We start from the raw sequence: 14,081 nt of genomic DNA, 5'->3' as shown, positions 1-14,081 counted from the left end.
GAATCCTTCTACTGATGCACGGCGAGCTGGTAGGCCGTGTATTTACGAATGTTGATCACGCCGGTATCGAAGATCAGGTATTGGCCCTTGATCCCCAGCAGCGTGCCTTCGGCAATCGGGTTCTTGTCCAGGTTGAAGCTGACGATCTTGGCCGGGTACTGCTTGACCGGGTAGCGGATCTCGATCGGCTCGACATCGCTGACCGGTTGGATCGCCTGCAGGCCGAAGCGTTCCTGCAAGGCGCGCAGGCCCTCGGCGCAGGAAGCGAACAGCTGGTCGCGCACTTGCGCCAGGTCCACCGCCTCGGCATCGCCCTTGAGCAAGGCGCGCCAGTTGGTCTTGTCGGCCACCTGGCTGCGGAACAGGTCCTCGACGAAACCGGACTGCTGGCGGGTCGCCACGCGCATGATCGGCAGCGCCTGGCTGGCGCCCTGGTCGAGCCAGCGGGTCGGCAGCTGGGTGGCGCGGGTGATGCCGACCTTGATCCCCGACGAGTTGGCCAGGTACACCACGTGGTCGGTCATGCAGAACCGCTCGCCCCAGGACGGCTCGCGGCAGGTGCCAGCGTCGTAGTGGCAGCGTTCCGGGCTCATGATGCAGATATCGCACTGGGCCAGCTTGGTCATGCACGGGTAGCAGTAACCCTGGCTGAAGCTGGTCTTGGTCTTGCGCCCGCAATGGGTGCAGTGGATCGCCCCCAGGTATTCCAGGCGCACGGTGCTGCCGATCAATGGATTGACCGGCACCTCGGTGTCGCCAAGACGAAAGGCATACTGCACATCCGCCCCGTCCAGGCGCGCCGACATTTTACTGATGGAGCCACGGCCGATCTCGATCAATGGATGGCATCCGATTTGAACAGGATGTTCGGCACTTCGATCGACTTCGACGCACATTCTTGCGGGCCCATGTAGCCGGTGCGCTGCTCTTCGGGCAGGTTCTGCATTTCCCAGGCGATCATCGCCTGCAGGGACAGCTCGCGCTGCTCGGCGGTGAGCTTGCGGCCATCGGACCATTTGCCGATCTCTACCGCCAGTTTCAGGCTCTGGTAGATGTCCGGGGTGATGTTTTCAATCATTTCAACAAACGACGACATAAGCGGTCTCCAGCATTAGAGGGCCAGTTTACGGCGACTGTACAAGCCGCCCAACAAACCTGTGAGGCATCCGACGAGCAACCCGCCGACATGGGCGGCGTTGGCGATTTCACCGAAGCCGATCACCGAGATCAGCCCCGACATACAGATCAGCAACCACACCAGCATCATCGCCAGGACTCCGCGAGGCAGGCGATAGGCCGGGTTGGGCGACAGCAACTGATAGATCCAGCAATGCCCGAGCAGGCCGTACAGCACGCCGGACAAGCCGCCGAACAGGCTCGGCCCGCTGAACAGGTATTGCGCGTAGTTCGACACCAGGCTGAACAGCAGCGTCAGGCCCAGCAGGTTGATGCTGCCCTGGCGCTGTTCGATGCGCCGCCCCAGCTCCCAGTACCACATGCCATTCATGGCGATGTGCAGGAAGCCGAAGTGGATCAGCATCGGCGTGACCAGGCGCCACCACTGCCCCGCCGCCAGGCTGTCGGCCAGGGGCGTGAACTGGATGTAGTCGCCGACCACGCGAAATTCCAGGAAGGTCAGCCAGCGCAGGGGGCCGAGGTTTTCGCCGAGCAGGGTCAGGGCCCCGACGATCAGGCTCAGCAGCAGGATCAGCGCGGTGGCCGGGTTACGGCGCAATTGCTCGACGAACCCCGGGCGGCGCATGGCGGCGCCGGCCTCGGGGATGTCCAGTTGCTGCTCGGGGTCGCCCGCCGGAAAACGCTCGTACAACGAACGCACATCCTCGCTGATGGCGTCCGGCACCCAGAGCACCTGCTCCCCCGCTTCCTCGCTGACCCGGTGCGGCACCTGCATGCGCTGCAGCAGTTTGACGAAGCCACTCAGGTCCACATTCAACGGCAGACGCAATACTGCAACAGCACTCATGGCAAGGACTCCTCCGGCCGCTCGACATAGACCCAGACGAATTTATCCGGGTCCAGGCGGGTTTCCTGGTCCAGGCGATAAGCCACCAGTTTGCCGTAGAGCACCGCGCTGTAATCCAGGCAGGCCAGGTTCGAGCGAATCGGCGCCGGCTTGCCGCTGCGCCAGTAATGGCCGACGAACAGCAGCGGCTCATCGACGCCGTAGCGCAGCAGGTTGTTTTTCTCCGCCGAGGACAGCGGCGTGCGGGCCACCGGCTCGGGCAGCGCATCGGGCTGGAACACGATGTCACCGTAGGTCTGCGGGTCGTCTTCCCAGAACTTGGTGCGGAAGAACGAACGGGTCAGGCCATCGCCGCTGGTCATGGTCAAGCCATGGGGCAGGCGCATGTCGGTGCCGCGCAGCAGGCGGTCGAACACGTTATTGGCGAAGCTGCCGGGGATCGCCGAGGCCTGGAGGAAGTGCTCGTCGATACAGCCATCGGGGTATTGCGCCCGCAGCGGCTCGATCAGGCCGGCGTCCCAACAGGCATGCACCACGCGAAAACGCCCGGCGTCGACGAACAGCGGCATCTGGTAGAACCAGGCAAGGAAATCGTGCCAGTCGTTGGGGTACTGCTCGAATTGCGCCAGGGTCTCGTTAATCAGGCGGGCATGGCGCGGCGTGTGTTCGCGCACGAACTGCCTGCCGCCGCCGGGCGCTGCCGGGGTGACCCAGCCCAGGGCGTTGAACTCATGGTTACCCATGACGCACAGCGCCTGGCCGGCCTCGACCATGTCGTGGACGATGTGCAAGGCTTCGCGGATCCGTGGGCCGCGGTCGATGATGTCGCCGAGGAACACCGCCATGCGCGACGAATGCCGCCAGACGCCGCCCTGCTTGCGATAACCGAGCTTGTCCAGCAAGTGCTCAAGGGTCAGGGCGCAACCGTGCACGTCACCGATCAGGTCGTAGCTACGCGCGGGATCGAGCATCAGTCGCCTCCACCACCCAGTCGACTGCCCCAGCCGAGCTTGGTCCGGCAGACCTCGTAATAGTTGTGGTCCAGCGGGTGGATCAGGCGCAGTTTCTGGGCCTTCTTGCTGACGGTGATGGTGTCACCGGGGGCACAGGTGAAATGGTTCTGCCCGTCACAGGAAACCTGCGGGTAGATCTGCATATCCTTGGACACGACGATTTTCAGCTCGCTGTTGCCATCGACCACGATCGGCCTTCCCGACAAGGTATGGGGGTACATCGGCACAATCACAATGGCGTCGAGCTTGGGATGCATGATCGGCCCGCCGGCGGACAAGGCGTAGGCGGTGGAGCCGGTCGGCGTGGCGACGATCAGGCCGTCGGCCTTCTGGCTGCAGACGAACTGCCCGTCGATGTAGATCTCGAACTCGATCATCCGCGTCGACTTGCCCGGGTGCAGTACCACATCGTTGAGCGCATCGCCCTGGCCGATGGCTTCGGCGTGACGCCGTACTTCGGCCTGCAGCAGGAAGCGGTTTTCCACCAGGTAGTGGCCGTCGAGGACTTCGGCGACCTTGACCTCCAGCTCGTCCGGACGAATGTCGGTGAGAAAGCCCAGGCTGCCGCGGTTGATCCCCAGCACCGGGATGTTGTGGCGCGCCAGGGCACGGGCCGCGCCCAGCAGGCTGCCGTCGCCGCCGACCACGATCACCATGTCGCAGACTTCGCCCAGCAGCTTGCGCGAGGAGGTCTGCAGGCCGTGGCCGGGCAGGACTTCGGCGATGGTGTCTTCGAGGATCACATGCAGGTGGCGGGCGAGCAGAAACTTTTTCAGTCGGCGAACTGTGTCCAGCACCTGCGAACTGCCCAGGCGACCGATAATGCCGATATTGCGAAATTGCTCCATGGGGCTCCTGCAGGGGTTCTGGGACGGGCAAAGCAGAGATTATGGGCGAAAGCCGGCCATAGACAAAATCCTTTCAGCCTCGACGTTAGGCGCTATGCTCGCAGAATGATCCTGTTTCCCGGCTTGCTCGACCTCCCCCGCCAGTTGCGCCACCCCGAAGTGCGCGACCTGGCCTGGGTCATCCTCGCGCCGCCGATGCTCGACGAGACCCCCTGGCCGCAGCGCCACCCACTGGCCGGCAGCGACTGGGTGCAGGCGCCGCAGCTACTGGCGCACTGGCTGCGCCAGCTGGACCAGGACGGCCGTGCCCTGCGCCGCTGGCTGGCCCTCGGGCCGACCAAGCGCCTGGGTCTCTACTACGAACGCCTGTGGCAATTTGCCGTACAGCACGCGCCCGGTGTCGAGCTGCTGGCGGCCAACCTGCCGATCCGCCGCGCCGGCCACACCCTGGGCGAACTGGACATGCTGCTGCGCGACCGCGACGGCATTCACCACCTGGAACTGGCTATCAAGCTCTACCTCGGCCCGCAATCGGGCAACGGCGCGGACACCGCGTTATGGCTGGGCCCCGGCTGCCACGACCGCCTGGACCGCAAGCTGGCGCACCTGAACGAACACCAGTTGCCGATCTCCGCCCGGGCCGACAGCCTGGAGGTGCTGGCGGCCATGGATATCCAGGACTTCAGTGCCCACCTGTGGCTCGGCGGCTACCTGCTCTACCCCTGGCCCGGCACCACGCAACCGCCCCGCGGCGCCCACCCGCAGCACCTGCGCGGGCGTTGGCTGCATCAGCGCGACTGGCCGGCCTTTATCGATCAAAGCCCGCCCGGGCGCTGGCAACCCTTGCCGCGCCAGGCCTGGCTGGCGCCAGCGTCCTACCCGGCGGAGCAAACCTGGAGCGCCCCACGGCTGCAAACCTGGCTGGAGGAACTCGCCCCGCACGCTCCGGCGCAATTGCTGGTGCGCCTGACGGAAAACCGCGCCGGCGATTGGGAAGAAGCCGAACGCCTGTTCCTGGTGGCGGACCTCTGGCCGAATGTGCCGGGGACGGGTTGAGCCGCCCTCAGAACGTCAGTCCCCTCACATCACCGACAAGCGCACGGCCAGCGCCGCCAGGGTCACCAGCAGCACCGGCAGGGTCAGCACGATGCCGACCTTGAAGTAGCGGCCCCAGCCGATATGAATGTTCTTGCGCTCCAGCACGTGCAGCCAGAGCAAGGTGGCCAGGCTGCCGATCGGGGTGATCTTCGGCCCCAGGTCGCTGCCGATCACGTTGGCGTAGATCATCGCGTCCTTGACCAGGCCGCTGGCCTGGCTGGCGTCGATGGACAGCGCGCCGATCAGCACCGTCGGCAGGTTGTTCATGATCGATGACAAGACCGCGGTCAGCAGCCCGGTGCCCATGGCCGCGCCCCAGATGCCATAGTCGGCGAAGCGGTCGAGCCAGCCGGCCAGGTGCGTGGTCAGCCCGGCATTGCGCAGGCCATACACCACCAGGTACATGCCGAGGGAGAAAATCACGATCTGCCACGGCGCTTCCTTGAGCACCTTGCGCGTGGAAATCTTGTGGCCCCTGGCCGCGATGCCCAGCAGCAGGGCCGCGCACACCGCCGAAATCGCGCTGATGGGAATGCCCAGCGGCTCCAGGGCAAAACACCCCAGCAGCAGGATGACCAGCACCCACCAGCCGGCGATAAAGGTGGCCTTGTCGTGGATCGCGCTGGCCGGCTGTGCCAGCTCTTCGGGGTCGTAGGCCTGTGGAATATCGCGGCGGAAGAACCACAGCAACACCGCCAGGGTCGCGGCCACACTGACCAGGTTCACCGGCATCATCACCGCGGCGTACTGGTTGAAGCCGATGTTGAAGAAGTCCGCGGAAACGATGTTCACCAGGTTCGACACCACCAGCGGCAGGCTCGCGGTATCGGCGATAAACCCGGCGCCCATGACGAACGCCAGGGTCGCGGCCCGGGAGAAGCGCAACGCCAGCAGCATGGAAATCACGATCGGCGTGAGAATCAGCGCCGCCCCGTCGTTGGCGAACAGCGCCGACACCAGCGCCCCCAGCAACACCATGAAGGCAAACAGCTTGCGTCCGCTGCCCTGCCCCCAGCGCGCCACATGCAAGGCGGCCCAGGCGAAAAACCCGGCCTCGTCGAGCAGCAGACTGATGATGATCAAGGCGACGAAGGTGCCGGTGGCGTTCCAGATGATCTGCCAGACCACCGGGATATCCGTCAGCTGCACCACCCCGAACAGCAACGCCAGCACCGCGCCGAACACCGCGCTCCAGCCCACGCCGAGGCCCTTGGGCTGCCAGATCACCAGGGTAATGGTCAGCAGGAAAATCAATGAAGCAGTCAGCATGCCGGGCAGCCTTGAGCAGGAAAAGTGAAGGTGATGAGAATTCAGCAGCAGCGCACGGGGCGATCGATCATGGTCTGCAGGCGTTGCAGGTCGGCCTGCAGCCAGGGGCTGTTGGCCTGCAGCGTGTCCTGCAGCAGTGTGGTCACCCAGGGGGCCAACTGCGGGTGCAGCCGGTAATAGATCCACTGCCCCTGGCGGCGGTCGGCCAGCAGGCCGCAACTGCGCAACAGCGCCAGGTGCCGGGAGATCTTCGGCTGGCTCTGGCCCAGGGCGGCGGTCAGCTCGCAGACACACAATTCGCCTTCGCGGGTCACGAGCAAGGCGATGCGGCTGCGGGTTTCGTCGGCAAGCGCCTTGAACAGCTCGGCGGGGTTGAGAGAGTCGGACACCAGGGCCACTCCAGGCATTGGGAGCGGCGAATATATGAATATTCAGATATGCGGTAAAGCGCTTTTACCATGGCAAGCGGAATATCCATCACCCACGGGAGCCGGTCGGCCGACTCCCGCGGTAGCAGGATCAGAGCTTTTTGTGCTGCTCGACCCACTGGGCGTAGGCATTGATGAAGTTCTGCAGGAACGGCTTGACCGACTCGGACAGCTTGCCCGCCTCGTCGAAGGCCGAACCGGCGCCGCCCAGGTAGGCTTCCGGCTGCTGCATGCATGGCACATTGAGGAACACCAGGGACTGGCGCAGATGATGGTTGGCGCCAAAACCACCGATGGCGCCCGGGGAGGCGCTGATCACTGCCCCCGGCTTGCCGCTCCAGGCGCTCTTGCCGTAGGGGCGCGACCCCACGTCGATGGCGTTTTTCATCGGCGCGGGAACCGAGCGGTTGTATTCCGGAGTGACGAACAGCACGGCGTCGGCTGCACTCACCTGTTCACGGAAAGTCCTGTAGGCTGCCGGTGGATCCACATCGATGTCTTCGTTGTAAAGCGGCAGATCGCCGATCTCGACAATCTTAAGCCGCAGGTTGGCCGGCGCCAGTTCCGCCAGGGCCAGCGCCACTTTCCGGTTGATCGAGGCCTTTCTCAGGCTGCCCACCAGCACTGCAATCGCGTAGACGTTGCTCATAGCGAATTCCCGACTTCTGGTTGAGGAGGCTGGTAGTTATAGATGATCCACCCCGCCCACAGCCACCCGCCGAAGGAAGTTCCGTGAGCTTTTCCAGGCTTCACGCCGCTGTACGCCAGCTGCAATCAGGGCCGCGGACTATTTTTTTTCCGCCGCTAAACTTAGTTCGCCCAGGCACGGTCTACAGGACCGCAAATTGAGTGTTTTATCTCCAGAGGCTCTAAAGATGGCAGCAGTACTCGTCGGACAATTTCATGCAAGGGACGCGGAAGGCCGTGTCTATTCGGTGCATGAGTTCCAGGAATCCACCCCCTCGCCAGAGGGCATCGCCGGCTCGGAGCCTGTCACCACCTATCGCCTGGCCATTGGCGATCGCGTCAACAAAATGGACGACAACCAGTTTCTCCTCGTGCAATCGGGCATCACCCTCATTCGCGAACCCGAGACCATCCTTCCTTCATAACGTACCGTTATGAGCAGAAGTCATAGGCGCGGACATGGGTTAGGATTCAGTGTGAATCCCCCACCGGCTGGACATGGACTTCAAGCATGCGTTTACGTCATATCGAAGTGATTCAGGCGCTCCTGCAAACCGGACACCTGGGCACGGCCGCCGAGCTGCTGCAATTGCCGGTGGCCGAGGTGGAAACGATCCTGCGCGACGCCGAAAGCCAATCGGGCTTCATGCTCTTCGCCAGTGTTCGCGGACGCCTGCAAGCCACCCGCGAGGCCCGCGAGCTACAGCCGGCGATCGCCACCCTGTATGACGCCTTCGAACCCGTGCAACGCCTGGCCGACAGCCTGAAGCAATACCAGGCGCCGCCCTTGCGCATCATCGGCACCCCGCCCCTGGCCCAGCAACTGTTGCCGCAGAGCATCGCCGCCCTGCGCCGGCGCTTTCCCGACACCCCGTGCCACCTCGCCAGCCAGGCCACCCGCGACATGGTCAAGAGCCTGTTGCTGCGCGAAGGCGACCTGGGCCTGAGCCTGCACAACCCCGATCACCCCGATATCCAGTGCGTGGCCCTGGCCCAGGGCAAGCTGCAATTGCTGGCGCCCCACGGCTGGCTGCAACCGAAGCAGAAGTACATTTCCCTGCAGGACCTGGCGGGCCAGGCCATGGTCGGCCTGGAAGGCCAGGACCCGCTGAGCGTGGCCCTCGACAGCAAGCTGCAGAACCTGCGCCCGAGCCCGACCATCCACACCCGGGTGCAAACCCACCAGATGATGCGCAGCATGGTCGAGGCCGGCGAAGGCCTGGCGATTGTCGACCCCTTCACCGCCCTCGGGGCGCGTGAGGGCGGGCTGGACGTCTGCCCGCTGTCGCCACCGATCCCGGTCACCCTCTATGCCCTGACCCGCGGCGGCAGTCCATCCTCGCCAACCCTGGAGGCGCTGCTGGAAACTCTCACGGAAAAGGCTGAAGGGATGCTGGCCGGCTAGACCCTGGCTTCCCGAGCCAGCTCGTCGTTGAACAGCCGATACCAGAAAATCGCCACCTCGGCCGTGGTCGGATCGATCCCGCGGTATCGCAGGTGATCGATGCCGCCGACCACATAACCGCAGCGCTCGTACAAGCGGCAGGCCCCCAGGTTGTTGTTCTGGGTCTCGAGCATGATGCCCGGCAGTTTTTTCTTGCGGCTCCAGAACTGCGCCACATCCAGCAAGGCCTTGGCCACCCCGTGGCGTCGCGCCGGCGCATGCACCGCCAACTCGTCGATATGGGCGTAGCCGTTCCAGTTGGTGCTGACCACCACATGGCCGACCGGTTCGTCGTCCAGGTAGGCCATGAACACCGCGCTGTCCGCGGCATCGCGATAGCTGCTGAACTCTTCGGGGTCGATGCCGTAGCACTTGCGGTACGGGGTGATGGGGTGCAACGGCCACTTGGCCACCACCTGCTCGCTCTGTGCCTGGGCATAGGCGCTGACTTCGAAGCTGAAATCACTGCCCCAGACATACGCGGCGAAACCGTCGTCGGCAACGCGCACCGACAGGCCGGGGTACTTGGGATTGATCATTGGCTGCATAGCGGGAAACGTCCTCAAACCTTGATGCAATCGACGGTGTACTGCCGCCCATTGCCTTCGTCTTCATGCTGCAATCCATGCACATCCGCGACAAAGCCGGGAAAGCTGCTATCGAACGTACGGGCGAAAGCCAGGTAATCGATGATCGAGCGGGTCGACTCGGTGAAGCGCTCGCCCGGCATGATCAGGGGAATACCCGGCGGGTACGGCACCAGCATCACCGCCGCCACTCGCCCGGCGAGGGCATCGATGGACACGGCCTCGACCTCGCCCCGCACCAACTGATCGTAGGCGTCGGCGGGCTTCATCGCCACCTCCGGCAGCACGGTGTACATGCGCTTGAGGTGCTTGGCCGTGGCATTGCTGCGGTAGCAGGCATGCAACTGATCGCACAGATCGCGCAGGCCCATGCCCTGGTACCGCGCCATGTCCTGCTGGGCGATGCTCGGCAGGCAGGCGGCGAGGCTGACGTTGGCGTCGTAGTTGCGCTTGAACTCCAGCAACTCGGTCAGCAGGGTGCTCCACTTGCCTTTGGTGATGCCCATGGAAAACAGCACCAGGAACGAATACAGGCCGGTCTTTTCCACCACCAGGCCGCGTTCCCAGAGAAACTTGCTGACCACCGCCGCCGGGATCCCGCGCTCGCTCAGGGCACCGCCGGCGGTGAGCCCGGGCATTACCAGGGTGACCTTGATCGGGTCCAGCAGCACATAGTCGTCGGTGACCCCGGCGAACCCGTGCCACTCGCCTTCCGGCTCCAGCAGCCAGTCCGCGGTACTGACCCGGTCGATGCCTTCCACCCGCTCTGGCTGCCAGATGGAAAACCACCAGTCGTCGGCGGCGATGTGCTGGCGCAGGTTGGCCAGGGCCCGGCGAAAGCTCAGGGCCTCGTCGAACATTTCCTGCAGCAGCGAACGCCCCGCCGGCCCCTCCATCATCGCCGAGGCCACGTCCAGCGAGGCGATGATGCTGTACTGCGGCGAGGTGGAGATGTGCATCATGAAGGCTTCGTTGAAGCGGTCGCGGTCCAGCTGCCGGGCGCCGCCGTCCTGCACATGGATCATCGAGGCCTGGCTGAAGGCGGCCAGCAGCTTGTGGGTGGAATGGGTGGTGAACACCAGCGGGCTGTCGGCGCTGCGCGAGGTGCCCATGCCGTAACGCCCCTCGAAGAACTCATGGAAGGCCGCGTAGGCGTACCAGGCCTCGTCGAAATGCAGCACCTCGACGCTGTTACCCAGGCTCTGCTTGATCAGCTCGGCGTTGTAGCAAAGGCCGTCGTAGGTCGAGTTGGTGACCACCGCCAGCTTGACCTTGGGCGGCCGCCCCTGGGTCAGCGGGTTGGCGTCGATCTTGGCCTGGATCGACTCGCGGCTGAATTCGCTCAGGGGGATCGGGCCGATGATCCCCAGCTCGTTGCGCTCCGGACAGAGGAACAGCGGGATGGCGCCGGTCATGATGATCGAGTGCAGCACCGACTTGTGGCAGTTGCGATCCACCAGCACCAGGTCGTCGCGACCGACCATGGAGTGCCAGACGATCTTGTTGGCGGTCGAGGTGCCGTTGATCACGAAGAAGGTGTGGTCGGCGCCGAAATTGCGCGCCGCCCGCGCCTCGGCTTCCGCCAGGGGCCCGGTGTGATCGAGCAGCGAACCCAGCTCCGGGACCGACACCGACAGGTCCGAACGCAGGGTGTTTTCGCCGAAGAACTGGTGGAACGCCTGCCCCACCGGGCTTTTGCGATAGGCCACGCCACCGCCGTGCCCCGGGGTGTGCCAGGAATAGTTGGAATCGGCCGTGTGCTGCACCAGCGCCTTGAAAAATGGCGGCAACAGGCCATCGAGGTAATTGCGCGCCGCCCGCGCCACCTGGCGCGCCAGGAATGGCACGGTGTCTTCGAACAGGTAAAGAATGCCGCGCAACTGATTGAGCTCGCTCATGGCGTCGGCCGGGGCGTTTTCCAGGGTCACCTGCTCGCCCAGGGCGAAGATCGGCAGGTTCGGCGCGCGCACCCGGGCCAGGCGGATCAGTTCCACCATGTTCTGCAGCAAGTGGGTGTTTTCCCCGGCGCCTTCGGCGGCGATCAGCATGCAGGCCAGGCCGTGGTGGGTCGAGGCCACCAGGCGCCCTTCGGCGTAGTCCACCGCGGAAAAGATGCTGAAGCCTTCCTGCTCCAGTTCCCTGGCGATCCCCCGCACCCGGTCGCCGGCGACGGTGTCGGCCTTGATGTCGCGATGCACGATAAGGACGGGGAATTTCAGGTCTTTGTACATGGCACCAGGCATCCTGAGGCGGCGGACAAGGGTCCGCCAATCACCTCAGGGTAGAAGCTCGGGGGCCGGCGCGGAACCCCGTCAACGACCTCCTGTAACAAAAGGTCGCCCACGAACAACTACTGCTGCTGGGCCTTGGCCTCGGCCAGCTGGGTCCAGAGCGCCGGGGCACCGGCGGATTTGGCGATGATCTCGAGACGCACCTGGTGCTCGACCAGTTCGGCTTCGCTGGCACGAATGACCCGCCCGCGCGGGCGATCCGCCGACAGACGCCGGATTTCGCTGGCACTGTTGCCCGAACCTTCGCTGCCGTTGCCGTCCGAGGCGTTGCCGGCCAGGGACAGGCTGGTCTGGCCGCCGGTCATGGTCAGGTAGACGTCGGCGAGAATCTCCGAGTCGAGCAAGGCGCCGTGCAGTTCACGGCCGGAGTTGTCGACGTCATAGCGCTTGCACAAGGCATCGAGGCTGTTGCGCTGGCCGGGGTGGCGTTCCCGGGCCATCAACAGGGTGTCGAGGATGGTGCAGTGCTGGGTGATGTCGGCGCGGTCGTGCTGGCCCATCAGGGCGAATTCGTTGTTGATGAAGCCAACGTCGAACGCCGCGTTGTGGATGATCAGCTGCGCGCCCTGGATGAACTCGAAGAACTCGTCGGCGACTTCGGCGAAGCGCGGCTTGCCCACCAGGAACTCGTTGGTGATGCCGTGGACGCCGATCGCGCCCTCGTCACTCTCGCGATCCGGCTGCAGGTAGACGTGGAAATGCCGACCGGTCAGGCGCCGTCCCATCAACTCGACGCAACCGATTTCAATGATCCGGTGGCCGTCGGTCACCGGCATGCCGGTGGTTTCGGTATCGAGTACAACAGATCTGTTGGCCATCAGGGGTCAGTTCTCAACGGTGGAAGTCTTTCAAGGCGCGGGATTTTAGCACGCTCTCGCGGCATGGCACGCATGGCGGATTCGCCTGGCCCCGGCGTGCGCAGTTTTTAACAATCATTCGCAAAGCTCATGCAGTTCGCCGCGTGGCGGCTTGTTAGGGTGCCCGACGATATTTTCAACGGACCTCGCCCTGTTATGACCCCCTGCAAAACCCGCCTGACCTTGCTGCTCTGCGCCTGCCTGTTCGCCGACATCGGCCAGGCCACTAGCCTGGTGATCAGCACCGACATCACCATGAGCCTGGCCTTGAGCACAACCGAAGGCAGTTCGAAAGCCACCAGTTCCTTCAAGGACGACAAACTCGTGCTCGCCGCCAGGACCGATGCCGCGGCCTTTGTCGCCAGCGCCGGCGAGATCCGCGGCGCCCAGCTGGAAGCGGCCATGCGGCACATTCGCCAGACACTCGGCAACCCACGATACTCCGACCTGCAACTGGCCAGCGCCATCCTTACCCTTTGACCGTCCCGGAACAGGATCACTAATTCACCCCGCGCATTACGCGTTTCTTTAACTGAGCGAGGTCATTGCGCTACCGTACGGCCCACTCAGGCGGGCGGGGGCTGGCCCCCGGCCTTGCGCTCATTTCCAGGAAACCGCCCTCCCATGCTCGAGACTCGACAGATGCTCCCACTGCTGCTGGCCGCGGCCTTCATCAGTGGCTGTTCTTCCCTTCCGGCAACCGACAGCGACGCCGGGCCACGACCGTTGATCGTCGCCCATCGCGCCGGCGCCGCGGACTTTCCCGAGAACACCCTGCTGGCCATCGACAACGCCCTGCGCAACGGCGTCGACATGCTCTGGCTGACGGTGCAACTGAGCCGCGACGGCGTGCCGGTGCTGTATCGACCGGCGGACCTGAGCGCCAATACCCCGGCGTCCGGCACGGTCAGAGAGAAAACCCTGGCGCAGTTGCAAACACTGAATGCCGGCTGGAACTTCAAGCAGACCGCGGCCGATGGCCAGGTGACCTTTCCCTATCGCTCCCAGGCGGCGACCATCCCCTCATTGCAGCAGGCGCTAGCGGCGATCCCCGGCTCGGTGCCGGTCATTCTCGACATGAAAGCCCTGCCCGCTGCGCCCCAGGCCAAGGCGGTCGCCCAGGTGCTGGAGCAGCTGCATGCCTGGAACCGGGTGCTGATCTACTCCACCGATGCCAGCTACCAGCAGGCGTTCGCGCACTATCCGCAGGCGCGGCTGTTCGAGTCCCGGGACAACACCCGGGATCGATTGGCCAGCATCGCCCTGGCCCACAGCTGCACGGCGCCGCCGGCGCCAGACAGTTGGGTGGCCTTCGAGTACCAACGCCCGGTGCAACTGGTCGAGGCCTTCACCCTGGGCGAGGCCCGCTCCAAGGTCGATGCCCGGCTGTGGACGCCCGCCGCGGTGGACTGCTTCCAGTCCCGGGGCAAGGTGCGGATGCTGGCGATCGGGATCAATACGACCGAGGATTACCAGGCGGCCGCCTGCCTGAAGATGGACGCGGTGCTGGTGGATTCGCCCCGCGCGATGCGGGAAGTGAAGCAGCGGCTCGAACGGCCGCTGCGCTGCAACTGA

The 14,081-nt window shown here is 64.5% G+C and carries 16 protein-coding genes; 5 read left to right on the top strand and 11 right to left on the bottom strand.

All coding sequences use genetic code 11. From position 1 onward, the window contains the following. Positions 1-8: 8 nt before the first annotated feature. The 5 genes from C4K27_RS14225 to C4K27_RS14205 are packed head-to-tail and all read right to left on the bottom strand — an operon-like array spanning position 9 to position 3,845. Positions 9-839, bottom strand: coding sequence for a DUF2797 domain-containing protein (locus C4K27_RS14225; RefSeq protein ID WP_053260928.1), 831 nt, complete (start codon positions 837-839; stop codon positions 9-11). Next, a complete protein-coding gene (locus tag C4K27_RS14220; protein WP_007920905.1) occupies positions 836-1,096 on the bottom strand; it encodes a YeaC family protein in 261 nt (86 codons plus the stop codon). Before C4K27_RS14220 ends, C4K27_RS14225 begins: the two co-directional genes overlap by 4 nt. Positions 1,097-1,111: 15 nt before the next feature. Next, positions 1,112-1,984 (bottom strand): rhomboid family intramembrane serine protease, encoded by an 873-nt coding sequence (locus tag C4K27_RS14215; protein WP_053260927.1) that lies wholly within the window; start codon positions 1,982-1,984, stop codon positions 1,112-1,114. Beyond that, positions 1,981-2,958, bottom strand: coding sequence for a metallophosphoesterase (locus C4K27_RS14210; protein WP_173613343.1), 978 nt, complete (start codon positions 2,956-2,958; stop codon positions 1,981-1,983). The genes C4K27_RS14215 and C4K27_RS14210 overlap by 4 nt, the downstream gene beginning before the upstream one ends. Further along, positions 2,955-3,845: an NAD(+) kinase gene (locus tag C4K27_RS14205; RefSeq protein WP_007920913.1), complete on the bottom strand. Its 891-nt coding sequence runs from the start codon at positions 3,843-3,845 to the stop codon at positions 2,955-2,957. The genes C4K27_RS14210 and C4K27_RS14205 overlap by 4 nt, the downstream gene beginning before the upstream one ends. Before the next feature lie 105 nt (positions 3,846-3,950). On the opposite strand from C4K27_RS14205, the gene C4K27_RS14200 reads away from it, so the two are divergent. After that, positions 3,951-4,901: a DUF1853 family protein gene (locus C4K27_RS14200; protein ID WP_053260925.1), complete on the top strand. Its 951-nt coding sequence runs from the start codon at positions 3,951-3,953 to the stop codon at positions 4,899-4,901. A 24-nt stretch (positions 4,902-4,925) separates the two neighbouring features. Here the strand turns inward: C4K27_RS14200 and C4K27_RS14195 are convergent, their stop codons facing one another. The 3 genes from C4K27_RS14195 to C4K27_RS14185 all read right to left on the bottom strand — a co-directional run bounded on the left by C4K27_RS14195 (position 4,926) and on the right by C4K27_RS14185 (position 7,289). After that, complete coding sequence (locus C4K27_RS14195) at positions 4,926-6,212, bottom strand: arsenic transporter (RefSeq protein ID WP_053260924.1); 1,287 nt, start codon at positions 6,210-6,212, stop codon at positions 4,926-4,928. A gap of 41 nt (positions 6,213-6,253) precedes the next feature. After that, positions 6,254-6,601 (bottom strand): metalloregulator ArsR/SmtB family transcription factor, encoded by a 348-nt coding sequence (locus C4K27_RS14190; RefSeq protein ID WP_037033643.1) that lies wholly within the window; start codon positions 6,599-6,601, stop codon positions 6,254-6,256. Between the two features lie 130 nt (positions 6,602-6,731). Continuing rightward, positions 6,732-7,289, bottom strand: coding sequence for an NADPH-dependent FMN reductase (locus C4K27_RS14185; protein WP_053260923.1), 558 nt, complete (start codon positions 7,287-7,289; stop codon positions 6,732-6,734). Positions 7,290-7,515: 226 nt separating this feature from the next. On the opposite strand from C4K27_RS14185, the gene C4K27_RS14180 reads away from it, so the two are divergent. Together C4K27_RS14180 and C4K27_RS14175 are read left to right on the top strand one after the other, a co-directional pair. Then, positions 7,516-7,752: a hypothetical protein gene (locus C4K27_RS14180; protein WP_025809195.1), complete on the top strand. Its 237-nt coding sequence runs from the start codon at positions 7,516-7,518 to the stop codon at positions 7,750-7,752. Between the two features lie 86 nt (positions 7,753-7,838). Then, positions 7,839-8,732, top strand: coding sequence for a LysR substrate-binding domain-containing protein (locus tag C4K27_RS14175; RefSeq protein WP_007920927.1), 894 nt, complete (start codon positions 7,839-7,841; stop codon positions 8,730-8,732). Here C4K27_RS14175 and C4K27_RS14170 read toward each other — a convergent pair. The 3 genes from C4K27_RS14170 to dnaQ all read right to left on the bottom strand — a co-directional run bounded on the left by C4K27_RS14170 (position 8,729) and on the right by dnaQ (position 12,467). Continuing rightward, the gene (locus tag C4K27_RS14170) at positions 8,729-9,319 is read right to left on the bottom strand and encodes a GNAT family N-acetyltransferase (RefSeq protein ID WP_053260922.1); all 591 of its coding nucleotides are present in this window, start codon (positions 9,317-9,319) and stop codon (positions 8,729-8,731) included. The two genes, C4K27_RS14175 and C4K27_RS14170, sit on opposite strands and share 4 nt — an antisense overlap. 14 nt (positions 9,320-9,333) lie before the next feature. After that, on the bottom strand, positions 9,334-11,589 hold the full coding sequence (locus C4K27_RS14165; protein ID WP_009043597.1) for an Orn/Lys/Arg family decarboxylase: 2,256 nt from the start codon (positions 11,587-11,589) through the stop codon (positions 9,334-9,336). Positions 11,590-11,708: 119 nt separating this feature from the next. Next, the gene (dnaQ, locus tag C4K27_RS14160) at positions 11,709-12,467 is read right to left on the bottom strand and encodes a DNA polymerase III subunit epsilon (RefSeq protein ID WP_053260921.1); all 759 of its coding nucleotides are present in this window, start codon (positions 12,465-12,467) and stop codon (positions 11,709-11,711) included. A gap of 195 nt (positions 12,468-12,662) precedes the next feature. Here dnaQ and C4K27_RS14155 point away from each other — a divergent pair, with 195 nt between their 5' ends. After that, complete coding sequence (locus C4K27_RS14155) at positions 12,663-12,986, top strand: DUF2388 domain-containing protein (protein WP_007920935.1); 324 nt, start codon at positions 12,663-12,665, stop codon at positions 12,984-12,986. 144 nt (positions 12,987-13,130) lie between these two features. Then, on the top strand, positions 13,131-14,081 hold the full coding sequence (locus C4K27_RS14150; RefSeq protein ID WP_053260920.1) for a glycerophosphodiester phosphodiesterase family protein: 951 nt from the start codon (positions 13,131-13,133) through the stop codon (positions 14,079-14,081).

Origin of the sequence: Pseudomonas chlororaphis subsp. chlororaphis, from assembly GCF_003945765.1 — a bacterium.
Lineage (GTDB): Bacteria > Pseudomonadota > Gammaproteobacteria > Pseudomonadales > Pseudomonadaceae > Aquipseudomonas > Aquipseudomonas chlororaphis.
Note: the sequence above shows the minus strand (reverse complement) of the source record. Positions and strands in the feature narration are given on the sequence as shown.